Origin of the sequence: Anaerosporomusa subterranea, from assembly GCF_001611555.1 — a bacterium.
Lineage (GTDB): Bacteria > Bacillota > Negativicutes > Sporomusales > Acetonemataceae > Anaerosporomusa > Anaerosporomusa subterranea.
On sequence record NZ_LSGP01000017.1, the window covers coordinates 533,934 to 558,073 of the forward strand.

Genomic DNA, 24,140 nt, shown 5'->3' on the forward strand with positions numbered 1-24,140 from the left:
CATTTGATTCGATTGTTATCCCGTATTGTCAATACGTTGCCGTTGTCGGGACGGCATGCGATTGGCAACTGTATTGGCGAAGTTAGCTGGCTGCTGTTGCCGCATCGCCGCCGGGAAATGGTTATTAACAATATTTCAAATGGACTAAGCCTCCATCCCCAAGACGCCCAGGTCATCGCCAAAGCCAGTACAACCCGGTTTGGTCGGATGATCATCGAAGTCTTTTACCAAGATAAACTTAACCTGAACTCGGTTAATGCCCTAGTTGCGTTTCGAGGCCGTGAACATCTCGATACAGCCCTGGCTGAAGGCAAAGGCTGCATTCTAGCCACAGCTCACAGTGGCAATTGGGAGATGATGTCAGCTGCTCTCTGCCTCAATGGCTATCCTCTGGCTGCGATTGCCCAGAAACAACATAACGAACAAATGGATCGCTTTATTAACGAGCAGCGGCGAGCGCCTGGCGCAGAGATCGTGTACCGTTCTGAGGTCAGGGACATGGTTAGGCTGCTTGACCGAGGCAAGATTATTGGCCTGCTGATGGATCAGGACGCTCATCAGAAAGGCGTGTTTGTTCCCTTCTTTGACCGCCTAGCTTCGACGCCAGCCGGACCGGCTGCAATTGCCAGGCTGCGCGGCGCGCCAATTGTACCTGCCTTCATTCATGAAGTCGCGCCAGGCAAACATGAAATCATCGTTCACCAGGCGGTAAGAGTTGCAAAAACGGCTGACCGCGACGCCGATATTTATGCTACAACTCTTCAATTGACCAACATTATCGAAGCCCATATTCGCCAATACCCATCAGAGTGGTTTTGGCTGCATAACCGCTGGAAAACCCAACCTCCTGGCTGCGGCCGCTGAGAAGGGCCCATCTGCGTTGTTAGCCCAAGAAATCCATTGCTTGCGTACACTAGTACGCGGCGCTGCTGGATTTCCTGGGCTGCCTAGCATCTGGACCCTTCTCAGCGCCCTCGCCCTGCTGTAGAGCTATCGGCAGATTATTTTGGCGATAAAAGAGGAACGCCACGTTGGCTTCGCCTCGTGGTTATTTACCGGGGAAGAGCGCCACATCGGCTTCGCCTCGTGAGGACACATGGTGTCATTGCGATCGCAGCGAAGCAGAGTGTGGCAATCTTCCCTGTTTTTTTATGTCTAAAGAGCTGGGATTCTTTTTGTTTTGTCTGGAAAAACTAGTGAATGAACATTTACGCTCAGTTGCCCTCAGCGCACCCTCAGCCTACTCTGCGTACTCTGCGGTTACGTGTTAGTCCCGCGTACCCTGCAGTTTAGTAATCCCTCGCAATTTTGCGCCAGAAAGGTGACTCGTCATGAAAAACTCCTTCAAAAAAGACATTGCAGCTCTGCTGATCATCAGCATACTTATCGGCTCCTTATCATCTGGATTCGTCTCGTATATATCCAATGTTTATTTCTCCAAAACGATTTCAAGCCTTGTCGGCGATTATGGCGAGTTTGATTTATTGCTTCAGGCCAGAGAAGAAGTCAGAGAAGATACGGCAGCCGAACTGCAACGGATCATTAACGAGTCTTTTCCAGGTGGGAAGGTGAAAGAGGGCCCGACCATTACCGGTAAAACAAGCTTTTTCATCGCTTTGCCCGATCAATTCAAGACACGTGCCATTTATGAAAATATCAACAAAACCTTCAGCAGTGTGCCGGGTGGCGCTGGGGTTGGAATCTATACCGAACCGCGTCTGACTATACGCGGCATACCCGAAGGCGCAAGACTTACTACACTTGAACAAATTGCCAAAATGGAAGGAGTTCGTTTTGCATTCTTGGATGGCTCCAAAGTTGGCGTTGTCTTAAATGCTATTGACCGCATCAGTCCGGTGAGTGTACAAATAAAAAACTATTTAAACCAATACCAGGTTGTAGAAATTACCTTTCCGGCTGGCAGCGAACCATCTAATGCGATCCGTACAGGTGACACGGTGGCGGGAGAACTGCAAAAGCAACTGCCGCAATCGTTAGCGCAAAATGTATCAATCAGCGGCAATAAGGATGAAATGGTCTACATGGTAAGCACCATGTTAGAGTTAAAACGTTTTTTGAACAGCTATGCATCGATAGTCACCATTCGACCGACTGTTAATAATTTGATAAAAGGTGAGACCTTAGTGTTTCAAGGCAAAGCGCCTGCCGCACCAGCCAGCGGCGCCGCCCCGGATAAGAATAATTTACTGGTGGAAATCACTGGAGTGCAACCGAATGGTGTCCTGGAAGGCCGTATTATGCAAGGAGATGCAACAGATCTTACTAATGCCAAAGGCTATCGTTTAGAAAATGGTGTAATTGGCACACATGCTGGTGATGCGACAGTCAAAAATCCTCGTTTGGAATTAGGTAATGGCCTCGGGGAGTCAGCCAAGCTGAGTGCAAGAGTCCCCAGCATGATAGAAGATGCTCAAAATCTCAGCGGAGTTACCAAGAGTGCGCTGCAGAATTATCGAGGCGCGGTGGATGCGGTACAGCGCACCCTAACCAACTTAAATTCGGTTGGCGCAGCCATACAAGCTGCCACCAGCGGTCTAGCGGCCATTGATACCGCACGGCTCGAGACGCAATTGAATAATTCCTCACAGGCTATGGAAAATGTTATTAACACCTTAGAAGTCATCAAACTGCTACAGGGCAGCATTAGCGGCACGGTTGACAACTTGCGATCTGCTCAAAATAATATCCTGAGCTTGCGTAGCGGCATCCGGGCTATCGGTAATGTGGCCACAGACGCTCGTAACGCACAGGCTAGCATTGATCGCATTGTCAGCACTGGCCAGCAAACGCTTGCCACACTAAAGGCATTCGATGTGGATGGCGCTTTATTTGTCCTGTCGAATGTGGATACTCGCTTGTCTGAGGTCAAAGCAATCAATATGCCGCTAATTACTGCGCAGATTCAGTATTTGGCTGCAGCAATACCGCAACTGAAAGATGATGAAATCAATCAATCTGTAAAATTGTTGGACAAGTTCATTGCCGGTCAGGTGATTCCCAGCGCCCGAATCCAAATTCTAATGAGTAACAACACGCCTGCGGACAGCGTCACTCCGCTAGTTGAAAAAGAGGTTGGACACAAAAACTTTGCCGTATATTCTGGCGCTTTGGGCGTTATCGAGCCAAATGTGCAGGGTGAACTATTGCAAGTCTTGCTCGAGGTCAAGGCAATCCTGGCGGGCATGACCGCTATTGTCATGACTGTCGCTTTTCTCGTGCTTGACCACACTGGCGTCATGGCATATATCAGGCGAAAACGTCTCCTTAAGACTGTCAAGCCTACTGGCTGGCGGAGAATAGCTGCTAAGCTGACTTCATCGTTTGTTGCTGCTGAAAAACGCTACGGTATGGCAATTGGCGCAGTCTTGCTCACCGCAATTTTTCTGTTAAGCGGCGGCGGCATTCCCTATCTGCCTTGGATTGGAGTTCCATTTATCGGCGCCTTAATCGGACTGGCGGTTGCACATTATGCGGAAAAGATTAGCCCGGTTTCGAGCGAGGAAGTCATGGCAGGCGAAGCGCTGGGCATGTCGATGGACGAGGTCATGCGCGAAATCGTCATTCCCAACGGACGTCCCGGCCTATTGCAAAAATTAAATCGGCGGAAGCTGAAAATCCGTTGATAGAGCGTGTTTCAAAAAAACACGCAACCATAAAAAAAGAGGCTATTAGAAAATGCCCAGATGCTAGGAACAGCGAGGCTTGCGCGGCGCCGCGTACATAAAGGTACGCAAGCAAGCAAACGCAGTCGTGACAACGCAGATGGGCGTTTTGAACAGTCGCTGATATGAGGTGAAGTCATGCTTTCAATAATTAATGCAACCAAACGCTTTGGCAGCATAGTCGCAGTTGACGATATCTCGCTCAGTGTTCACCCGGGCGAGACTGTCGTATTGATGGGGCCGTCCGGCTGCGGCAAGTCCACCACTGTCCGCATGGTCAACCGCTTGGTTGAGCCAGATGCTGGAACTATTATCTTAAATGGAACAGACATAACAAGACTAAAAGACGATGAACTGCGCAAAATGCGCAAGAAAATTGGCTTTGTTTTTCAACATTTTAATCTGATTCAGCGATTGACTGCAGCTGAAAATGTGATGCTTGGCCTGCTGATGGACGGCGTACCTATGGAGGAAGCCCGCTCTCGGGCGATGGCTGCCCTGGAAAGGGTCGGATTGCTCCCTGTGCATGATCATCGGCCCTCAGAGATGTCTGGCGGCCAGCAACAGCGGGTTGGCATCGCCCGTGCCATTGTCGCAGAACCGCCGCTAATGTTGTGGGACGAACCGACAGCCTCGCTTGATCCGATCATTGTCCGTGAAGTCCTAGTCATCATGGAAGAATTATCTCGCAACCAAAATAGCGCTATGGTCATCGTCACCCACGAATTGGCCTTCGCCCTCCATGCCGCAGACCGAATCGTCCTAATGGATTCAGGTAAGATCGTCGAAGAAGGCCCTCCAAAAAGTGTCTTCACCAACCCAGCCTCGGCTGTAGGCCAGAAATACAAAGAACTACTAGAATACCAAAGCAGCACGATGGGCAATAGCCTAATCGGCTGTTGACAATGTTTTACAGCAGAAAATAATGGGGGACGTTAACCACAGAGTACACAGAGTACGCTGAAGATTCGCAGAGGGCTACGGGTTTATGTACCATCCAACCCGAAACAATCCGATAACCCTCTGTTAACTCTGCGCACTCTGCGGTTGACGTTCTCTTTGTTCTCCAGGTCGCCTTCCCGTGGCTTCTTACATAAACTTCTTGCAGGAAATTCTGTTTTTTTGTAGAATAGGCAATAGAATGTCTTTCTAATCCTATCATCGCAGCAGGGCTATAATTATATCTCTTCACACATCGTGTTCGTATTTCATATTTTGGAGGAACTACATGCAGCGTCAAACTACTCTGGCCTCTGTGACACATTTTTCCGGTACCGGCCTGCACTCTGGCCGCAGTGCTTCGATTACGCTGAGACCGGCGCCTGAGGGAACCGGTATTGTTTTTGTCCGTACAGACCTGGCTGGTGCGCCTCAGGTGAAAGCCTGCACTGCTAATGTCACTGGCACTATGCGGGCAACGACTCTCGAACACGGAGCTGCGAAAGTGTTCACAGTAGAACATTTATTAGCCGCTTTTGCCGCCTTAGGAGTGGATAACTGCCAGGTTGATATCGACGCAGTTGAGCCACCAGTCGCAGACGGTAGCTCGTTACCCTTTATTCATCTAATTCAGCAGGCAGGGATTGTTGAACAAGATGCGCCTGCTAGCATCATTACTGTTCGAGAAGCCCTCGCTGTCCGATTGCCGGATAAATTTATCGCTATTATGCCTTATGACGGTTTTCGTATTAGTTTTACTTCCGTCAATCCTCACCCTATGTTGGGAGTGCAGTTTGGCGACTACGAACTGACTCCGGCTGTTTTTGAAACGGAAATCGCCCCCGCCCGGACGATAGGCTTTATGCACGAGGTGGAAGCCTTGCAAGCACAAGGCTTGGCCCTTGGTGGCACACTGGAAAATGCTGTTGTTTATGATCATGAAAAAGCATTGACTCCATTGCGCTTTCCAGATGAGTTGGTCAGACATAAAATTCTTGATGTTGTCGGCGATTTGGCCTTAGTCGGCAGAGTCCGTGGTCACGTCGTGGCCGTTAAGTCCAGTCACGCGATCAACACCGAGCTTGCGCGAATGATTAGTTCGCAATGAGGAGGCTATCATGTTAAACATCGAAGAAATCCAAAAGATAATTCCCCACAGATTCCCGATGCTGCTCGTGGATCGGATTATTGAAATTGAACCCTTAAAACGGGCAGTAGGCATCAAAAGCGTCACCATGAATGAGCACTTCTTTCAGGGCCATTTTCCTGGCAAGCCGATCATGCCTGGTGTTCTGCTGTTGGAGGCTATGGCTCAGGTAGGTGGTGTTGCCATGCTAGAACCTGAAGTCAATCGCGGTAAAATCGCTTTTTTTGCGGGCATGGACCGGGTAAAATTCCGCAAACCGGTTGTGCCAGGTGACCAACTCCGCATGGTCGCCGAGTTGATCAAATCTCGCGGCAATACAGGAAAAATTTGGGCAGAAGCATTTGTTGACGGCGAACTGGTTGCTGAAGCTGAGTTCATGTTTGTCCTCATTACTAATTAAGGGCCAAGGCAACAAAAAGAGAAAAAACGATGTAATCCGCTGCTTTTTGGCGAATGAATGATATAATTTTCGATAATCATACATTATGACTGAATACGACGCTCAATCGAATGCGAATTAACGGCGTTTTGGGTGGATTATAATAATGAAAAAGCAACTACGCAACCCGACTTATAGAGGAGTTGATCTAGTGATGAAACCGGAAACGGTCATTATACCGCTTCGGAAATTTCATGAAACCGCCGTTGTTCACCCAAACGCTCGTATTGGCAAAGATGTTGAGATTGGCGCTTATGCGGTAATTGGTGAAAACGTAGTCATTGGCGATGGTACTAAAATCGCCCCCCACGTAGTTATTGACGGCTGGACCAGTATTGGAAAAAACTGTGTGATCTTTCCTGGCGCTTCCATTGGCGCTGAGCCGCAGGACCTAAAGTTTCACGGCGAAAAGAGCTATGTATTTATCGGCGACAATACAAAAATCCGCGAATGCGCCACAGTTAACCGTGCCACCGGTGAAGGTGAAGAGACCCGCATCGGCAGTAATTGCTTAATGATGGCCTATACGCATGTTGCCCACAATTGTATCGTCGGCAACAATGTTATCATGTCCAATGCCGCCACTCTGGCCGGTCATGTTGTGGTTGAAGACAGAGCGGTTATCGGTGGCCTCGCTGGCATCCATCAGTTTGTTAAGATCGGCCGCAACGCGATGATCGGCGGCGCGTCTAAAGTTGTCCAGGACATCCCTCCCTACGTTATCGCTGATGGCCATCCGGCCAAGGTGCGGGGCTTGAACAATGTTGGCATGTCTCGTTCCGGCATGAGCGAATTAGCTCGCCGCAACATGAAAAAAGCCTACAAAATCCTTTATCGCTCTAGTCTCAGCTTGGCTCAGGCGATTGACACCATGGAACAAGAACTGGATTCCTGTGAAGAAGTTGAACACTTCCTCCGCTTCCTCCGCAACGCCGAGCGCGGCATCGCCCGCAGCCGCCGCGACAACGGGGAAGAATAGGCAAGGTTACTTTTACCGCAGAGTACACAGAGGGTTTGACAAGCACACAGAGGTCACGGTTTATGGCCTTATATAATAATACGGTAACCCTCTGCGGATTCTATATACTCTGCGTATTCTGCGGTTAACGTCCCCCGCCTTTTTAGAAGGCTGCATCACTGGTTTCTTTAAGGAGTGAATAGATTGAAACGGATTGGATTGCTGGCAGGCATTGGCCGTTTGCCGGTTGAATTTGCCCGTGCTGCTTGCGGCATGGGCTTTGCCGTGACTGCTATCGCGTTAACGCCTAGCGTTGATGCTGAATTGAAGACTGTTGTTACCGATTATCATGAGATCAGCATTGGTCAACTAGACAGAATTATCGCTGTACTCACTGCCGCTGGTGTTGAAGAAGCGACTTTGCTTGGCAAGGTGACCAAGGAATTGATGTTTTCCGGCCAGGTTACCGTTGATGACCGGATGAAGCGCATGCTCGCCGGTCTAAAAGACTTTAGTGATGATACTCTCATGCTGGCTTTTGTTAAAGAACTGGCTTCAGTCAACATCGGTGTTCTTGATCAAACGGCTTTTATCCGGGCCTTACTGCCGCAGCCGGGAGTAGTCACTAAACGCCAGCCTGCCCCGCAAGAATTGGCTGACATGGATTTTGGCCTTTCGATGGCTCGCGCTATCGGCGGTCTTGATATTGGACAAACCGTTGTTGTTAAAGACCGCGCCGTTCTGGCTGTCGAAGCCATCGAAGGCACTGATGCCTGCATCCTCCGCGGCGGTCAGCTCGGACGCGGCGACGTAACTGTCGCCAAAGCCGCCAAACCCAGCCAGGATCTGCGCTTCGATGTCCCCGCCGTCGGCCCCGATACCTTAAACTCCATGATCGCCGCCGGCGCCACCGCCCTAGTCATCGAAGCAGGAAAAACCCTTTTAGTCAACCGCAACCGTGTAATTGAACTCGCTGATGCGAATAATATAACTATTGTCGTAAAGTAGTAGGACCTAATCGAACCTAGCTCGTCTGTTGTTCCCTAGTGCTGTCCATACCTAGGGCGTTCAGAAAGGTCCAGATGTTGTTGCCTATGAGACTAGTCATGCACCTGATACGAATCAGTTGAATAGCATCACTAGGCAGCCCTGTGAAGCCAGCCGCGACGCGTACTGGGATGTACGCTAGCAATGTCTTCACTGGGATGATTGCGCAACTCTTGGCGCTTTAGCGCCTTAGAGTTGGCGGCATACCCTTTACGGGTGAAACGCAGGTGGGACCGGACTTGAAGAGCCCGATAAGGAGGATTGCGTAATGAAGATCATGTTCTCTGCCGGCGAAGCTTCTGGCGACCTTCATGGTGCCAGCGTCGCCAAAGCACTCAAGGCTCTTGCACCTGATGTCACAATGTTCGGCATGGGTGGCCGTCACATGGCTGAGGCTGGAGTAGAAATTGTCTATGACATTGCCGATCTAGGCGTTATTGGTATCGTCGAAGTCATCAAGAATCTGCCACGCTTGTTTCGCTTGCGTGATATGCTGGGCGAGATCATGGATAGGGAGCGCCCCGATGTCCTGGTTGTGATCGACTACCCTGGCTTTAATACCCGTCTGGCCAAAGTCGCTAAAGCCAAGGGGATTCCGATTGTCTCCTATATCAGCCCATCGGCATGGGCCTGGGGTAAGGGGAGGGCGAAGGAAGTCGCCCAGACTGTTAGCAAAGTGGCTGCTATTTTCCCGTTTGAAGCCGATGTATACCGTGAAGCTGGGGCGGATGTCGTCTTTGTAGGGCATCCGCTTTTGGATATTGTCAAACCGACAATGACTCGTCAGGAAGCCTTCAGTTTTTTCGGGGCCGACCCTGCCAGGCCGGTCCTGCTTTTATTGCCAGGCAGCCGCAAGCAAGAGATTGAAAACCTGTTACCTGACATATTGGATGCTGCCGCCAAGATCGCGGCAAAGCTGCCTGAGTGCCAATTTTTTCTGCCTGTCGCATCAACAATTCCGGAAAACATGCTAACCGATTTGGTCGCCAAACGCGGTTTACAGGTTTCCTTTACTCACGGCCATACGTATGATCTGATGAGCATCGCCGACGTTGCCATCGCCGCTTCAGGCACAGTGACGCTGGAAGCTGCGCTATTACAGTTGCCGTCAGTCATCATATATAAAGTGAACAGCTTGACCTACTATTTGGGTAAGCTATTAGTGAAAATTCCCCATATCGGCCTGCCAAACATTGTCGCCGGACGCAAGATTCTGCCAGAGCTACTGCAACATAACGCCAATCCTGACGCGATTGCTGAAGCTGCCTTGCCACTGCTAACTGATCAACAGACGAGGCAAACGGTATTGGCTGATTTGGCCATCGTTTCAGAAAAGCTTGGTTCTGGTGGCGCTGTCAAACGCGTGGCAGAGGTTATCTTGTCTGTGGCCGGCGACCAGCCGAAGAGAGGAGATTAGTTAGTGAATATCTATTTGCGGCTAATCCAATATGTTCGCCCATATATGCCACGACTGATACTTGGCGCAGTCTGCATTGCAGTTGTCGCTGGCACCAATCTATATGTGCCTTGGATCATCAAAAGCGTGATCGATGAGGTGCTTACCAACAAAGACTTGGATATGCTGAATGTTATTGCGCTTGGAATACTAGTGATGTACGTGATTCGTGGCATTTTTTTCTTTGGACAGAACTACCTATTGTCTTACATTGGTCAAAGGGTAGTTGTGGACATTCGTCAAGGCTTGTTTAGACACTTGCAGTCACTGTCCCTATCCTATTATGAAACCCGCCAGACTGGGGCGATCATGAGCTATGTGACCAACGACGTTGGCGCCATGCAAAATACGGTCTCTAAAGAACTGATTGACCTGTTCACTGAAGGGTTTATCCTAATCGGCTCGCTAGGCGTCATTTTCTACATTCACTGGAAACTGGCATTAGTCACGCTGATCACTATGCCGCTGGTCGCGCACGCGATTAATGTCTTTGGCAAGAAAATTCGTAAAGCTGGTAGCGTAAATCAGCAACGCGCTGCAGATATCACATCAGTTTTGCAGGAGACCATCTCTGCCGCCCGAGTGATTAAGTCCTTCTCTCGTGAAGATTACGAAATCGAGCGCTTTGCCAAGGAAAATGCCAGCAACTTCAAAGCCCAGATGAAATCAGTCCAGTTGTCGGCTACTCTCTCGCCAATCATTGAGTTTCTAGCTGCTATCGGCGTTACTGTCATCATCTGGTATGGCGGATTGGAAGTCATCAATGGCAATCTCAGTTCCGGTGAGTTGATTGCGTTTTTGATCTATGTTGTCAATCTCTCTAATCCTATCCGTCGTCTAAGCAACATCTACGCCAGCATTCAACGCTCACTTGCGGCAGCGCAACGCGTTTTTGGCGTATTTGATACTAAGCCGGAAATTCAGGAGATTCCTAATGCGCTTACCTTGCCTCGTATCGAGGGACGAGTCGAATTCAAAGACATCGACTTCGCCTACAGCAGTGGCGGCCTGGTTTTGACGCAAGTATCCCTGATGGCCAAGCCTGGCGAGATGGTTGCCATTGTTGGCCCCAGTGGCGCAGGAAAGACCACCATTGCCAATTTGATTCCTCGATTTTATGATCCAGTCGGTGGCTCGATTTTGATTGATGACATCGATATCCGTACCGTCACACTCAACTCACTGCGCCAGCAGATCGGCGTCGTACCCCAAGAGACGACCTTGTTTAATGGTACTGTCTATGAAAATATCCTCTACGGCGACCTGGACGCATCGCAAGAAGCCGTCTACGCAGCCGCTGCGGCGGCCAACGCGCATAGCTTTATTGCCGCCATGCCGGAAGGATATGACACCCACATTGGTGAGCGTGGCGCAAAACTCTCCGGCGGTCAGCGCCAACGCATTGCTATCGCTCGCGCTATTCTTAAAAACCCCCGCATCCTGATTCTTGATGAGGCCACCTCCGCCTTAGATGCGGAAAGTGAAAAGCTAGTTCAAGAAGCGCTCGACACACTCATGGTAGGACGCACCTCGTTTGTCATCGCTCACCGCTTGTCCACCGTCCAGCGCGCTGATAAGATTATCGTCCTCGACCACGGCCACATCGCCGAGCAGGGAACACACGCTGAACTGATGGAAAACGAGGGCTTATACAGCCAGTTATACAAACTAAACTTCGCTGGCAAGATGGAAGGGTAGAACGGGGCAGGGGGTACGCAACCGCAGAGTACGCAGAGTACGCTGAGGGTTCGCAGAGGGCTACTAGTTTATGAGGCGAAAAGGGGATAACAAAGAAAAAGATTGCTTCGTACCTCGCAATGACACGTTTAGAAATACTCTTCTTTGTCATTGCGAGGCACGAAGCAATCTTCCCCGGCGCTCATTCATATCTTCCAATCCCTGCAAATATCCTAGAACCCTCCGTAACCCCCTGCGATCTCTGCGTACTCTGCGGTACACGTATCTTCGTTCTTGTTAGTTTCAATAAAAGCAAGGGAGGAAACCAGCATGTGGCTGCTTTATAATCTAATTGGCATCTTGGCCGTCGTGCTGGCTACTCCGTTTTTTTTATATAGACTATTTAAGGAAAAAGGTTTTGGCCGACGCTGGCGGCAGAGCATGGGCTTTTTGCCGCCAGTGGTCTTGGAAGTTGTCGGCCATCGTAATTGTGTCTGGATTCATGCCGCCTCTATCGGAGAAATCGTGGCTGCTAGCCCGATAGTCCGCGAACTTCGCCGCCAAATGCCGGAACGGCCCATTTTGGTGTCTGTAGTTACGACAGCAGGCTATGCCATGGCTAATCGGATTATGGTCGAAGCTGATGCGGTTATCCACTCGCCAATCGATTTATCATTGCTGACCGCAAACGTTATTGATCGTATTCGCCCAGCAGCCTTTGTCCTAGTCGAAACTGAGTTATGGCCAAACTTTATTCGCAATCTTTCAAGACGCAAGATCCCGATCGTCATGGTTAATGGACGAATCAGCGACCGCAGCGTAAAAAATTATAAATATCTCGGCAAAGTGCTCAACGATATTCTTGCTGCTATCACCCTGTTTTGCATGCAGTCAGAGCAGGATGCCCGGCATATTCGCCTGTTGGGGGCAGATTCGGCCCGGGTTATCGTTACTGGCAATACAAAATTTGATCAAACCTATGGCGAAATCTCTGAAGTTGCTCGCCAGGAACTGTATCAGACCTTGCATCTAGATGCATCCGATCCAGTTATTGTTGCTGGCAGCACACATCCGGGAGAAGAAAATACCATTGCCACTGCCTTTGCCCTGGTACGTCAGCACTATCCAAACGCCCGACTTGTGCTCGCACCTAGGCAGATTTTGCGGGCAGGCGAAGTCGAAGCGCTTTTCAGCTCTTGGCAAGTAGTTCGGCGGACAGCACTGGCGAATTATAGCGGCGACAAGCCTGATGTGATACTCTTAGACACCATTGGCGAGCTAGGTGCGATCTATAGTATTGGCGACATCATCTTTGTCGGTGGCAGCTTGATTCCGCAGGGAGGACACAATGTCCTCGAACCGGCCGCGCACGCAAAACCGGTCCTGGTCGGACCTCATATGTTTAATTTTAAAGACAGCTACGCTCTGTTAACCCAGCGAAACGCATGCCTAACCGTCCAAAGTACAACCGAGTTAGCAGCCGCTATCAAAGATCTATTGTCAGACCACGACAAACGTAAACAGATGGGCGAAAACGCAGCTGCTGTCATTATCGAGAACCGGGGTGCCTCAACCCGCAGCGCTGCATTTATTAAAAGCATTGTTGAACAAGGAACGGAACACTAGCGCCACGAGACGCCACCATCGCCACTAAGGACATCTGTTTTGTGTCGATCGTGTATCACTAGTGCCGCTCGTGTTTATCGTATTGAGACAATCCAATTAACAGAAGGCGGAACCGTTATGAACCTACGTGAAGCCATAACCGCATATCTATACAGACTAGTTCATGATGAGGAGCGAGGCGTGGTTGCCACGCTTCTGTTAGCTTTGCTCAGAGTTCTGTCTCAGATATATGGCTGGGCAATCTCGCTTCGACTGTTTCTGTATAAAAAAGCAATCTTTAGTCAACATCGCCTACCTTGCCGAGTTATTAGCATAGGCAACATTACTGTTGGCGGCACAGGCAAAACGCCGACTGCGCAAAAACTGGCAGCTACGATCCGTGATCAGGGCTTCAAGGTCGCCATTCTTAATCGCGGCTATCGCTCAGACTGGAAAGGCGAAGTGGGTGTTGTTTCAGACGGCAAGCACATTTATATGACTGCTGGTGAGGCAGGCGATGAGGCCTACCAATTAGCCAAAAATCTGCCAGGCATACCAGTATTAATCGGCAAGAATCGCATCCTCAGCGGACAATACGCTAGCGAAGTTTTCAAGGTAGATGTAGTCATTCTGGATGATGGCTACCAACACTGGCAACTGGCTCGCGACATTGATATTGTGCTGATTGATGCTCTTAATATTTTTGGCAATAATTATTTACTGCCGCGCGGAACTCTGCGCGAGCCACTGCAAAACCTAGACAGAGCTGACGCTGTTCTGCTGACAAAAGTTGACCAGTCCAGCGATGCGGCGTTGACCACCATTCGCTCCACCTTGGCTCGCTATAATGACAAGGCCATTGTTCTGGAAAGTGTTCATAGTCCTCAAGGCTTCAGCGAGGTCGAATGTTGGTACAAAGACGCGTCAACTGCGATTCTGCCGCCAGATACCCTAAAGGAAGTCAAGGTTTTAGCCTTCTCCGGCATCGGCAATCCTTCGTCCTTTGAACAGACACTGTCCGACCTGGCAACAGACATGATTGCCGCAGTGCGTTATCCGGATCATTATGATTATGCGATGAGCGAAATGCAGCGGCTTATGCAGCAAGCAGTCGATGTTGGCGCTCAGGCGCTGGTAACCACAGAGAAAGACGCAGTCAAAATCCCGGCAGAATTCATCCATTCGCATCGGCCTTTACCAGTATATGTGCTAACCATCGAAGTCGAACTTACTGATAGTGCCGGTGAATTTATTGACTATATCAGACAGGCAATAACAGACGGCTCAATCCGCAAACAGGAGGGTTAGGACATGAACATCCTTTGTGTAATTCCTGCTCGCTACGCCTCTACGCGTTTGCCCGGCAAGCCGCTAGCTGACATCGCAGGCAAACCAATGATTCAACGCGTCTATGAGCGGGCTCTTGGGGCCAAGCGTCCGGCAAACTTATTGGTAGCGACCGACCACCAGGGCGTCTATGATGCGGTCACTGCCTTTGGCGGACAAGCTATGCTGACTTCGCCAGACCACCCGACCGGGACAGACCGACTGGCCGAAGTTGCCGCAAATTGTCCCGACTATGACATCATCATCAATATCCAAGGCGATGAGCCGCTCATCGAACCCGCGGTCATCGACCAACTGGCTGCAGCATTTGATACTGACCCTGATCTAAGCATGGCAACCCTGATGACCGAACTGAATGAAAGCGAATTCCAGATCCCTAGCGTCGTCAAAGTCGTCACCGATCTGTCCGGCTATGCCCTGTATTTCTCCCGCTCACTCATTCCTTACCCTCGCACTAAACCAGAAGCCATGCACTGGCATAAACACATTGGCGTCTATGCCTATCGCCGTGACTTCTTGCTAAAATACGCTTCACTACCACCTACCCTGCTCGAACAGACCGAGTCCCTAGAACAACTCCGCGCCCTCGACCACGGCTACCGCATCAAAGTACTAAAAACCGATCACCGCTTCATCGGCGTCGACACGCCGGAAGACCTGGAGCGGGTAAACGAAATCTACGCAAAGATGGAGTACGCTAACCGCAAATAGCCAGAGGCCAGAACGTGTTAACCACAGAGTACGCAGAGTACGCTGAGGGTTCGCAGAGGGTAATGCTCTTATTTGCCAACTCTGCTGGCAAATAGGTGGAACTAGAGAGTATGCGGAGCTGGGATACGCAAGCATATCATACTCGCTTTAAGACTCACCTTAACAAAAAACGCTACCCTCCGTAGCCCTCTGCGATCTCTGCGTACTCTGCGGTTACGCATGTTCGAACCTCGCGTACTCTACAGTTAAACGTTGCCTCCTCACCGGACCTCATTTTGAAAAGGAGTTGACCACTATGAATACAGTTTCTATCGGTTCTATCGCCGTTGGCGGCAAAAATCCCGTTGTCCTGATTGCCGGACCTTGTGTCATCGAAGGTTATGAGCGTACTCTGGCTATTGGCCGTGGCATCAAAGCCATCGCCGACCGTCTGGGCATGCCCTATATCTTCAAAGCCTCGTTTGACAAAGCCAATCGATCTTCGTTTAACTCATTCCGCGGCCCAGGCTTAACCGACGGTCTCGCTATACTCAAATCCATCCGCGAAGAGCTAGGTGTGCCGGTTGTCAGCGATATTCACTGTGCGACTCAGGTCGAACCTGCCGCTGAAGTTCTCGACATTTTGCAAATCCCGGCCTTTCTCTGCCGCCAGACCGATCTTGTCTACCAGGCAGGCTTGACCGGTAAAGTTGTCAACGTCAAAAAAGGCCAGTTCCTAGCCCCGCTGGATATGAAAAACGTCATCAATAAAATCCGTGAAGCCGGCAATGAAAAAATTCTTTTGACCGAGCGCGGCTTCAGCTTTGGCTACAACAACCTGGTTGTCGACATGCGCGCCCTACCGATCATGCGTTCACTCGGCTATCCAGTCGTGTTCGACGCCACCCACAGTGTTCAACTACCCGGCGGAGCTGGCACCTCTTCCTCCGGTCAGCGTGAATTCGTTCCAAACCTTACTCGTGCCGCCGTTGCCGCCGGTGTCGACGCCCTATTCATGGAAGTCCACGACAACCCAGCCGAGGCTCTGTCTGACGGCCCGAACATGCTGTACCTAGATCAACTGGAAGACCTGCTGAAAGATGTGCAGGCGATAGATAATGTAGCACGGAAACATAGATGACGAAGGGACGTTAACCAGAGGAACATTAACCACAGAGTACGCAGAGTACGCTGTGGGTTCGCAGAGGGCTCGGAATTATAACAAAAATAAATAGGGCAGCCCTCCGTAACCCTCTGTTAACTCTGCGTACTCTGTGGTAAAGAGTCCCCCGTCCCTTTGTCACTACTCGGGAGGTTTTACTATGTCCAATATTCTCGAACAAGCTAAAACCGTCCTCACCATCGAGGCTGAGGCAGTCACTGCGCTCATACCGCGGATTAATGGGCAGTTTTCTGCTGCCATTGATATGATTATAGCCTGCCAGGGGCGGGTTGTTGTCACCGGCATGGGCAAGTCTGGCATTATCGGCAGGAAGCTTAACGCGACACTCGCCAGCACTGGCACGCCGTCGCTGTTTCTCCACCCTGCTGAGGGCATTCATGGCGATTTAGGCATGGTGACTGCCAGTGATGTTGTCATCGCGATCTCTAACAGTGGCGAGACGTCAGAACTGCTGGCGATTCTGCCCTCTATAAAACGAATCGGCGCGCCGATCATCGCTTTTTGCGGTCGCGACCAATCTACTTTGGCTAAACATGCCGATGTAGTTCTCGACATCTCTGTAGAAAAAGAAGCCTGCCCGCTGGGGCTCGCGCCGACTGCCAGCACCACCGCGACCCTCGCCATGGGCGATGCTCTGGCTATTGCGCTGTTATCAGCCCGCAAGTTCCGGCCTGAGGACTTTGCTGTATTTCATCCAGGCGGCGCTTTAGGCCGTAAGCTCCTGCTGACAGTCGAAGCTGTCATGCACCAAGGCGAAGACAATCCACTTATTACACTCGATAAAACTGTCAAAGAAGCGCTATTTGTTATCACGGAGAAAGGTCTTGGCGCAACAACCGTTGTTGATGGCGGCAAATTAGTCGGCCTGATTACCGATGGCGATATTCGCCGCGGTCTGGAAAAAGGCCACGAATTTCTCGACAAACCGGTCGCTTCACTGATGACGAAGATGCCGCGCACCATTACTCCCGACCGACTGGCGGCAGAGGCGCTTCGGATCATGGAAAACAACAAGCCGCGTCCGGTCACCGTGCTGCCGGTAGTAGACAAAGAGTTCCAGGCGATTGGTATGATTCACCTTACTGACTTATTGCGCCAAGGAGTGGTATAATGGATAGAGTAGACCGCGCCCGCCAAATCCGGCTATTGGTTTTGGACGTGGACGGAGTACTGACAAATAACCAGCTGATCTTTGGTAATGACGGCGAAATCCTTAAAGTATTTCACTCACAGGATGGTCTCGGCATTGCGGCAGCGCATAAAGCCGGTCTTAAAACAGCTATCATTACCGGACGTAACAGCGAAATGGTTCGTCGCCGCGGTGAAGAACTGAAAATCGGCGACCTCTATCAAGGTAGCATGGACAAAGTGTCTGCTCTAAACGAACTGCTCAGCAAACACAGACTAACACTTGATAACATTGCCTATGTCGGCGACGATCTCAACGACCTGCCTGTTCTGTCACGCGCCGGCCTCGCCTGCGCGGTGGCCAACGCCGTACCTGAAGTCAAAGCCGCAGCCCACTACATCGCTAGCCACGAAGGCGGTCGCGGCGCAGTGCGCGAGATCATTGAATACATCCTCAAAGCCCAGGACAAATGGGATTGGGTAGTGGAACAATACATGGCCGTGGGGCCAATAGAGACCCAGCAGTAGCGGTTGAACGCGAACCGCAGAATACGCAGAGTTGTGCAGAGGGTTACGTATTTTATAATAATAAATAGGTCATCCCTCCATGAGCCCTCTGCGATCTCAGCGTACTCTGCGGTTAACGTCGAACCTTCTTCCCCTCTGGAGAGGGGTGGCGCGTAGCGCCGGGGTGTGTCGTGTTCCGCCACCAATCATAGATAGAGAGGAGGGGCTAATCAATGCAATACTGGATATTAAAAACAATCAGCCGCATACTATGCCTCCTCCCGTACTGCCTTCTGCTGAGCTTAGGGAAAGGACTGGGTCGCCTATACTACCTGCTGGCCAAATCGCAGCGGAAATTAGCCCTGACGCAGATCCAGGAACGGATGAACCTGTCGCCAGAGGAAGCAGAGAAGACTATTCGTCAGTTGTTTATCAACTTGGCGCAAACATTTCTCGAAATTATGTATATGCCCAGATTGAATAAGACAACGATTAATAACTACGTAGACATTGAGAACCGTCACTATCTTGACGCAGCCATGGCTGAAGGCAAAGGTATTGCCATCCTCGCAGCCCACTTCGGTAATTGGGAGTGGCTGGGGGCGGGTTTAGCATTGAATGGTTACCCGTTGGCTGCTGTTTTCAAAGGCCAGCCCAATGATCAACATACTCGTTTGCTTACTGAATACCGCCAGCATGTGGGAATGGAAGTGTATGCTAAAGGTGGCAACGAAGTGCTTGGCCTTGTCAAGGCCTTTAAGCGCGGCCAAGCTGTAGGTCTTATTTCCGACCAAAACGCCGGTAAAACCGGAATCACCCTCGACTTTTTTGGCAAACCGTCATCTACCCACAGCGGCATCAGCGTTTTTGCCGCCAAGCTAGGCTGTCCTGTAGTACCTATCTTTATTGTCAGACGCCCAGAAGGCGGTCATCGTATTTTGGTTCAACCGCCGCATCACTTTGAACACACCGGCCATCAGGCTGAAGACATAACTGCATTTACCGCTAAGATGAGCAAGATTATAGAAGACATCATTCGCCAATATCCAGATCATTGGATCTGGTTCCACAAACGTTGGCGTGACCCGCATCACGGCCGAGCCGCGAGTGGAGGTGATATGCAATGAACAAACGAACCGCCCTTGTATATGCCTTGGTAGGTCTATTCTTACTAGGCTGTCTGTATTATTTTTTCCGAGAAGAGACCATCGCTCCTGAGGCTTCCGGTCCACAGAATCCGTCTAAACGAGAAATATCGTTTGAAAAGACGGACCTGGTGGAGGAAAAAGACGGTAAGCGTCTCTGGGAGTTCAGCGCTGAAACGGCTACTGTAGATGAAACGACAAAAAAGATATACTTAACCAATGTCAAAGGGACCTTTTACCGCGACGATGGCAGTTCTGTTACTATGATTGCCCATAAGGGAGTTGCTGACACAGTCAGCAAAGAAGTTTTCCTAGAAGGTGAAGTGTCGGCGGTTTCGGCAAACGATGGTGCAACCTTCACCGCTCCACAAGTGCGTTGGGCCGGCCAGCTCCGCTGGTTCTTTGCTGACGGCGGTGTCAAACTCACTAAACAGGGCACTGTTATAACTGGTGATAAACTCGAAAGTGATGTCGATATGGAAAAAGTTAAAGTTCGCGGCAATGCAAAAGTCGTGAGCGGAGGGGGTGCCCTATGAAAAATAACCGATTGACTGTAGTAGGTCTGATTGTACTCACACTATTCAGTCTAACCACAGGCCTGCAAGCAAAAGCGACAGAACCGTTTCGTCTGGAAGCGGATGTCATTGACTACAACTCAAAGACCGGTCAGATGGTGGCCTCTGGCGCAAACGGCGTCAAACTGATTCAAGGTACTTTGACCCTAACCGGTTTAAAAGCTGATTATAATGCCAAAACCCAGGCAGGAATCATGACCGGTGGTGTCAAAGGCATTCAAGACAATATGACCTTAACGGCAGATCAAGTGGAAAGCCTGGAAGGCAACAAGCAAATGATCGCCACCGGCGACGTGGTATTGGTAAATGGCGCTGATCGCCTAACTGCCCCCAAGGTTGATTATTTCAGCGACCGACAGTTAGCTGTTGTCGAAAAAGACGCAAAACTGGTCAACGCTGATGGCACCATCACCGCAGACCGGATGGAGACATTTTTCCAGGAAAAGCGCTCAGTCGCTCAAGGTAATGTCAAGATTAACAGCGAACAGCGCAAGCTGCAGGCCAGCTCCGACCATGCCGTCTATTATGGAGCTAAGCCGGGAGAACAAGGGAAAATCGTGCTTACAGGCAATGCCCACGCCGTCCAGGACGGGAACACTATTGTTGGTCAAACCCTCACCCTGTATATGGATGACAAAGCAGTAGACGCTACCGGCCGGACGAAAATCGTCATCGCGCCGACCAGCAAGTAACCGCGAAAGGCGGCACAGTATAGATGTATATTGAAACTCAAAACCTGGTTAAAACATTTAAAGAACGTAATGTCGTCGATGGCGTCAGCTTGCGGGTTGACCAGGGCAGCATCGTCGGCTTATTAGGTCCGAACGGCGCCGGTAAGACCACAACTTTTTATATGATTGTCGGTCTGGAGCAGCCTAATGCAGGCAAAGTCTTCGTCAATGGCGAAGATATTACCAATTTGCCGATGTATCGCCGTTCACGCTATGGCATCGGTTATCTGCCACAGGAAGCATCAGTATTTCGCAAACTGAGCGTACAAGATAACCTGCTGGCTATTCTTGAGACCACTACATTGACGAAAGCCGAGCAGCATGATAAAATGGAAAGCTTGCTGGCTGAATTCAAAATCACGCATGTACGTGATCGCATGGGCTCGATGCTATCAGGCGGCGAACGCCGCCGTGTTGAAATCGCCCGCAGCCTGGCCACTGAGCCGGCCTTCATCCTTCTTGATGAACCCTTTGCCGGCGTTGACCCGCTGGCGGTGGACGACATCCAAGGCATCATCAGTTACCTGAAAACCCGCGGTATCGGCATTCTGATCACAGACCACAATGTCCGCGAGACACTCAGTATCGTCGACAAAGCCTATATACTCAACGAAGGCAAAATCCTTATCGCCGGCGATAGCGAAACCATCGCCAACAGCGACATCGCCAAAAAGTTCTATCTTGGGGAGAAGTTTTCGCTGTAATTTACTCATCAAGCCTCCTGCGGATTAGAAACAGAAATATGTTGCCGAGGCTGGGGAGATGCAAGCATAACAAGGCGCTCGCAGGGCCGGGACCGGAAGCGTACTGGAGGTACGCTGAGGATCACGGAACCAGGGCAACGCAGTTAGGCGCCGCATATCGCCAGCCGCAGGCTTGGGAGAAGAAAACTACATGCGTATATTAGATAAATACATTTTCAAAGAACTGCTCGGTCCATTCGTCTTTGGTGTTGGCGCTTTTTCAAGCATCTTCATCGGCGGCGGTACATTGTACCGCATCGCGCAGTATATCACCCAATATGGTGCAGGTGTTGATATTGTCATCAAGCTATTTGTCTACAGCCTGCCGGAGATCATCGTGATGACCTTCCCGATGTCGATGCTGTTAGCTTCGCTCATGTCCTTTGGCCGACTTTCGTCCTCGAGCGAAATCATCGCCATGAAATCCGGCGGTATTAGCTTTTATCGGCTGACTGCGCCAGTCTTTGTCGCCGCGTTGGCTGTCAGCATCTTCTCCATGGTGTTCAGCGAGAAAGTCGTGCCACAGTCAAAAGCAGCTTACAACAATTTAGTACGTTATGAAATCGAAAAGAACACCAAGCCGCGCTCACAAGAACACATTGTTATTAAAGAAGTCGATCAGGGAAGTCTTGAACGTCTGACGTACGCCCGCCGTTTTGAGGAATCTGACAGCACGATGTATGGCATTACCATCCAAGAGTTTGAAGCAGATAAACTAGTTCGCGTCGAGAATGCTGAGAAAGCCATATGGCAAGGTAGTCAGTGGATTATGCAAAACGGCGTCATCCACGATTTGTCCACCGAAGGAAAAGTTCAGCGCTCGCTGCAGTTTGATAAACAGATTATGCCGGTCGATAAAAATCCGCAAAGCATCTCTACTGCTCAAAAAAAAGCAGAGGAGATGAGCATCAGCGAATTAAAACAATACATTAAAACCCTTAAACGTGAATTCGTCAAATCTGGCAAATACGAAACCGAGCTGCACCAGCGAATCACCATTCCGATGGCCAGCCTAGTCTTTGCCATGATCGGCGCGCCGCTCGGATTGCAGCCGCACCGTACCAGTTCCTCCATCGGCCTCGGACTCAGCATTATCATTATCTTCGCCTATTATACTGTCATGACAATATTTAATGCCCTTGGCCAAGGCGGCGCCATCTATCCCATGCTCGCAGCCTGGATACCAAACCTGGCTGGGATCATCGCCGGAGTATTCTTGATTCGCAAAGCGTCGAGGTAAACGGGGACTTGGAATAGGCGGCTGCCTTAACCACAGAGTACGCAGAGTACGCTGAGGGTTCGCAGAGGGCTGCGTATTTTATAATAATAAATAGGTCATCCTCCGTTAACCCTCTGTGATCCTCTGTTAACTCTGCGTACTCCGCGGTTAACGTACCCTAGCCTAGATCCCTCTGCGGTTCAAATTTCCGTTTTTACACTCGTTCTTAGGAGGTGTGTCTTCATGTTCGGCATAGCATTAATCGTGGTTATCGTCATCATGGGTGGCGCTATTGCCTATATCGGTGACAAGCTTGGCACCAAAGTTGGCAAGAAGAAGCTGACTGTGTTTGGCTTGCGCCCGAAACACACCTCCATCTTGGTTACCATCATAACCGGCTTTCTGATCGCCGCAACTACCTTGGGCATTCTTACTCTGGTCTCTACCGATGTTCGTACCGCTTTGTTCGGAATGGAAGCATTAAAAGCTGAGCTCGGCTCACTTAGTGAAGAAGTGTTCAAACAAAACGGCGAGCTCACCGTCAGTCGGGAGGCGCTTGAAGCCAAAACCAAGGAATACCTTGAACTGACCCAAAAAATCCAAGAAACCGCCAAGCAGCTTACCGACATTTCCCGCGAACTGGAAACCGTCGCGGCAGAGCGCGACCGCGCAGCTGCAGCCCTGGGTAAAATCCAGACAGACTATGCCGTCGCCAAGAACGACCTGGGCAAGGCGCAACAGGAAATCGACGGTCTGGTTAAGACCAAACAACAGTTGGATCAGCGGGTGGCAGAGCTCAACAGCTCGAAAATAAAGCTGGAGGACGATGTCAAACGTCTCAACGACCTGACAACTAACCTCAAGCGCGGCATGCAGATTGTTCGTGAAGGTTCAATCGTCTTCCGCGCCGGTGAAGCGCTGGCAACCTCAGCCATCAGAGGCGGCGAAACACGCGACGCCACCGCCAAAGCCCTTGGCGAACTCATTCTGCGGACCAATTTTGTTGTTCTCGACAAAATGGGCATGTCAGACAAACGGGTTGAAGCCCTATGGATATCTCAAACCGATTTTGATGAATTGGTCAATCTGCTTGACCGCTCCTCTGACGAATATGTTGTCCGCATCCTGGCGTCAGGCAATACCATCTATGGCGAGCCTGTCATCGGCCAGTTTGAAGTTTTCCCCAACAACCTACTATATGCCAAAGATAAAGCTGTCTACAGCGAAACCATCACCGCACCGGATTCGCGCAAAGCCGAAGAAACGATGCTGCTGTTCCTGCAGAAAGTCAACGCCGAGGCCGTCCGCAAAGGCGTTCTGCCTGACCCGCTGCAAGGCACAGTCGGCGCCATCAGCGGCTCGCAACTCTTCGACGCCGTCAAACGACTGCAAGGCGTCCGTGGTCCTGTCACCCTCTCCGCTATCACCACCGACAACATCCACACCGTCGGCCCGCTCAAGATCAATATCGAAGTCAAACCTATGTTATCTAACTAACCTCAAGCCAGCGGTGCCCCCGCTGGCGTCAGACCGTTGATAAACGCCCATCTGCGTTGTTGCCCCCAAAATCCATTGCTTGCGTACCTGCGAACGTACGCGGCGCTGCTGGATTTTGGGGGCTGCCTAGTATCTGGGCATTTCTGAACGGTCTGGGAACGAGGTTTCTTGTTGCGCTAAAACGCTTTTGTCTTTCCTTATGCCGAGTTAAGTAGCGACCTATGCTGAAATATGGTAAAGTGTAAATAAGCAGACTTGGCAGTCGTTAGTCAATGATTCCCTAATACTCTAGAATAGTAGAAAAGATTTATTATAAGTATTTAGAAAATTTTCAATTAATAGAATTTTATAATCCGCAATGTTTCAGCCCATTGAAACGAATCCTGTATTCCTATCGTTGCCACTCCGTCCCCAGTATCCGTAT

At 50.3% G+C, this 24,140-nt stretch carries 21 protein-coding genes; all 21 read left to right on the plus strand.

The window, feature by feature from the left end; all coding sequences use genetic code 11:
* The first annotated feature begins 3 nt into the window (after window positions 1-3).
* Window positions 4-864 carry a lysophospholipid acyltransferase family protein gene (locus tag AXX12_RS09960; RefSeq protein ID WP_231881858.1) on the plus strand — a complete coding sequence of 287 codons (861 nt, stop codon included), beginning with the start codon at window positions 4-6 and terminating at the stop codon, window positions 862-864.
* Between the two features lie 467 nt (window positions 865-1,331).
* On the plus strand, window positions 1,332-3,644 hold the full coding sequence (locus AXX12_RS09965; RefSeq protein WP_066241729.1) for a hypothetical protein: 2,313 nt from the start codon (window positions 1,332-1,334) through the stop codon (window positions 3,642-3,644).
* A gap of 177 nt (window positions 3,645-3,821) precedes the next feature.
* Window positions 3,822-4,586: an amino acid ABC transporter ATP-binding protein gene (locus tag AXX12_RS09970; protein WP_066241732.1), complete on the plus strand. Its 765-nt coding sequence runs from the start codon at window positions 3,822-3,824 to the stop codon at window positions 4,584-4,586.
* 325 nt (window positions 4,587-4,911) lie between these two features.
* Window positions 4,912-5,730 (plus strand): UDP-3-O-acyl-N-acetylglucosamine deacetylase, encoded by an 819-nt coding sequence (gene lpxC, locus AXX12_RS09975; protein ID WP_066241735.1) that lies wholly within the window; start codon window positions 4,912-4,914, stop codon window positions 5,728-5,730.
* Between the two features lie 10 nt (window positions 5,731-5,740).
* On the plus strand, window positions 5,741-6,169 hold the full coding sequence (fabZ, locus tag AXX12_RS09980) for a 3-hydroxyacyl-ACP dehydratase FabZ (protein ID WP_066241738.1): 429 nt from the start codon (window positions 5,741-5,743) through the stop codon (window positions 6,167-6,169).
* Window positions 6,170-6,362: 193 nt separating this feature from the next.
* Complete coding sequence (gene lpxA, locus AXX12_RS09985) at window positions 6,363-7,187, plus strand: acyl-ACP--UDP-N-acetylglucosamine O-acyltransferase (protein WP_066243024.1); 825 nt, start codon at window positions 6,363-6,365, stop codon at window positions 7,185-7,187.
* A 183-nt stretch (window positions 7,188-7,370) separates the two neighbouring features.
* On the plus strand, window positions 7,371-8,174 hold the full coding sequence (locus AXX12_RS09990) for an LpxI family protein (protein ID WP_066241741.1): 804 nt from the start codon (window positions 7,371-7,373) through the stop codon (window positions 8,172-8,174).
* A 307-nt stretch (window positions 8,175-8,481) separates the two neighbouring features.
* On the plus strand, window positions 8,482-9,630 hold the full coding sequence (lpxB, locus tag AXX12_RS09995) for a lipid-A-disaccharide synthase (RefSeq protein ID WP_066241744.1): 1,149 nt from the start codon (window positions 8,482-8,484) through the stop codon (window positions 9,628-9,630).
* A gap of 3 nt (window positions 9,631-9,633) precedes the next feature.
* Window positions 9,634-11,367 carry a lipid A export permease/ATP-binding protein MsbA gene (gene msbA, locus AXX12_RS10000; protein WP_074431351.1) on the plus strand — a complete coding sequence of 578 codons (1,734 nt, stop codon included), beginning with the start codon at window positions 9,634-9,636 and terminating at the stop codon, window positions 11,365-11,367.
* Between the two features lie 309 nt (window positions 11,368-11,676).
* A complete protein-coding gene (locus AXX12_RS10005) occupies window positions 11,677-12,972 on the plus strand; it encodes a 3-deoxy-D-manno-octulosonic acid transferase (protein WP_066241747.1) in 1,296 nt (431 codons plus the stop codon).
* Between the two features lie 117 nt (window positions 12,973-13,089).
* Window positions 13,090-14,259, plus strand: a complete 1,170-nt coding sequence (lpxK, locus tag AXX12_RS10010; protein ID WP_066241749.1) for a tetraacyldisaccharide 4'-kinase — start codon at window positions 13,090-13,092, stop codon at window positions 14,257-14,259.
* Between the two features lie 3 nt (window positions 14,260-14,262).
* Window positions 14,263-15,009, plus strand: a complete 747-nt coding sequence (gene kdsB / locus AXX12_RS10015) for a 3-deoxy-manno-octulosonate cytidylyltransferase (RefSeq protein WP_066241751.1) — start codon at window positions 14,263-14,265, stop codon at window positions 15,007-15,009.
* A 295-nt stretch (window positions 15,010-15,304) separates the two neighbouring features.
* Window positions 15,305-16,129 (plus strand): 3-deoxy-8-phosphooctulonate synthase, encoded by an 825-nt coding sequence (kdsA, locus tag AXX12_RS10020; RefSeq protein ID WP_066241753.1) that lies wholly within the window; start codon window positions 15,305-15,307, stop codon window positions 16,127-16,129.
* Between the two features lie 181 nt (window positions 16,130-16,310).
* Window positions 16,311-17,282: a KpsF/GutQ family sugar-phosphate isomerase gene (locus tag AXX12_RS10025; RefSeq protein ID WP_066241755.1), complete on the plus strand. Its 972-nt coding sequence runs from the start codon at window positions 16,311-16,313 to the stop codon at window positions 17,280-17,282.
* On the plus strand, window positions 17,282-17,827 hold the full coding sequence (locus tag AXX12_RS10030) for a KdsC family phosphatase (RefSeq protein ID WP_066241758.1): 546 nt from the start codon (window positions 17,282-17,284) through the stop codon (window positions 17,825-17,827). The genes AXX12_RS10025 and AXX12_RS10030 overlap by 1 nt, the downstream gene beginning before the upstream one ends.
* A gap of 212 nt (window positions 17,828-18,039) precedes the next feature.
* Window positions 18,040-18,933, plus strand: a complete 894-nt coding sequence (locus tag AXX12_RS10035; RefSeq protein ID WP_066241761.1) for a lysophospholipid acyltransferase family protein — start codon at window positions 18,040-18,042, stop codon at window positions 18,931-18,933.
* Window positions 18,930-19,487 (plus strand): LPS export ABC transporter periplasmic protein LptC, encoded by a 558-nt coding sequence (gene lptC / locus AXX12_RS10040; protein WP_066241764.1) that lies wholly within the window; start codon window positions 18,930-18,932, stop codon window positions 19,485-19,487. The genes AXX12_RS10035 and lptC overlap by 4 nt, the downstream gene beginning before the upstream one ends.
* A complete protein-coding gene (locus tag AXX12_RS10045) occupies window positions 19,484-20,218 on the plus strand; it encodes an LptA/OstA family protein (protein WP_066241767.1) in 735 nt (244 codons plus the stop codon). The genes lptC and AXX12_RS10045 overlap by 4 nt, the downstream gene beginning before the upstream one ends.
* Before the next feature lie 23 nt (window positions 20,219-20,241).
* Complete coding sequence (gene lptB / locus AXX12_RS10050) at window positions 20,242-20,961, plus strand: LPS export ABC transporter ATP-binding protein (protein WP_066241770.1); 720 nt, start codon at window positions 20,242-20,244, stop codon at window positions 20,959-20,961.
* Window positions 20,962-21,151: 190 nt separating this feature from the next.
* The gene (lptG, locus tag AXX12_RS10055; RefSeq protein ID WP_066241775.1) at window positions 21,152-22,240 is read left to right on the plus strand and encodes an LPS export ABC transporter permease LptG; all 1,089 of its coding nucleotides are present in this window, start codon (window positions 21,152-21,154) and stop codon (window positions 22,238-22,240) included.
* Window positions 22,241-22,462: 222 nt separating this feature from the next.
* The gene (locus tag AXX12_RS10060) at window positions 22,463-23,716 is read left to right on the plus strand and encodes a DUF3084 domain-containing protein (RefSeq protein WP_066241777.1); all 1,254 of its coding nucleotides are present in this window, start codon (window positions 22,463-22,465) and stop codon (window positions 23,714-23,716) included.
* The last annotated feature ends 424 nt before the right edge of the window (window positions 23,717-24,140 follow it).

What these genes read in the sequence shown, in the direction of transcription:
- AXX12_RS09965 (WP_066241729.1), top strand. Translation starts at nt 1,332, where the DNA reads ATGAAAAACTCCTTCAAAAAAGACATTGCAGCTCTGCTGATCATCAGC.
- AXX12_RS09970 (WP_066241732.1), top strand. Translation starts at nt 3,822, where the DNA reads ATGCTTTCAATAATTAATGCAACCAAACGCTTTGGCAGCATAGTCGCA.
- lpxC (WP_066241735.1), top strand. Translation starts at nt 4,912, where the DNA reads ATGCAGCGTCAAACTACTCTGGCCTCTGTGACACATTTTTCCGGTACC.
- fabZ (WP_066241738.1), top strand. Translation starts at nt 5,741, where the DNA reads ATGTTAAACATCGAAGAAATCCAAAAGATAATTCCCCACAGATTCCCG.
- lpxA (WP_066243024.1), top strand. Translation starts at nt 6,363, where the DNA reads ATGAAACCGGAAACGGTCATTATACCGCTTCGGAAATTTCATGAAACC.
- lpxB (WP_066241744.1), top strand. Translation starts at nt 8,482, where the DNA reads ATGAAGATCATGTTCTCTGCCGGCGAAGCTTCTGGCGACCTTCATGGT.
- AXX12_RS10005 (WP_066241747.1), top strand. Translation starts at nt 11,677, where the DNA reads ATGTGGCTGCTTTATAATCTAATTGGCATCTTGGCCGTCGTGCTGGCT.
- lpxK (WP_066241749.1), top strand. Translation starts at nt 13,090, where the DNA reads ATGAACCTACGTGAAGCCATAACCGCATATCTATACAGACTAGTTCAT.
- kdsB (WP_066241751.1), top strand. Translation starts at nt 14,263, where the DNA reads ATGAACATCCTTTGTGTAATTCCTGCTCGCTACGCCTCTACGCGTTTG.
- kdsA (WP_066241753.1), top strand. Translation starts at nt 15,305, where the DNA reads ATGAATACAGTTTCTATCGGTTCTATCGCCGTTGGCGGCAAAAATCCC.
- AXX12_RS10025 (WP_066241755.1), top strand. Translation starts at nt 16,311, where the DNA reads ATGTCCAATATTCTCGAACAAGCTAAAACCGTCCTCACCATCGAGGCT.
- AXX12_RS10030 (WP_066241758.1), top strand. Translation starts at nt 17,282, where the DNA reads ATGGATAGAGTAGACCGCGCCCGCCAAATCCGGCTATTGGTTTTGGAC.
- AXX12_RS10035 (WP_066241761.1), top strand. Translation starts at nt 18,040, where the DNA reads ATGCAATACTGGATATTAAAAACAATCAGCCGCATACTATGCCTCCTC.
- lptC (WP_066241764.1), top strand. Translation starts at nt 18,930, where the DNA reads ATGAACAAACGAACCGCCCTTGTATATGCCTTGGTAGGTCTATTCTTA.
- AXX12_RS10045 (WP_066241767.1), top strand. Translation starts at nt 19,484, where the DNA reads ATGAAAAATAACCGATTGACTGTAGTAGGTCTGATTGTACTCACACTA.
- lptB (WP_066241770.1), top strand. Translation starts at nt 20,242, where the DNA reads ATGTATATTGAAACTCAAAACCTGGTTAAAACATTTAAAGAACGTAAT.
- lptG (WP_066241775.1), top strand. Translation starts at nt 21,152, where the DNA reads ATGCGTATATTAGATAAATACATTTTCAAAGAACTGCTCGGTCCATTC.
- AXX12_RS10060 (WP_066241777.1), top strand. Translation starts at nt 22,463, where the DNA reads ATGTTCGGCATAGCATTAATCGTGGTTATCGTCATCATGGGTGGCGCT.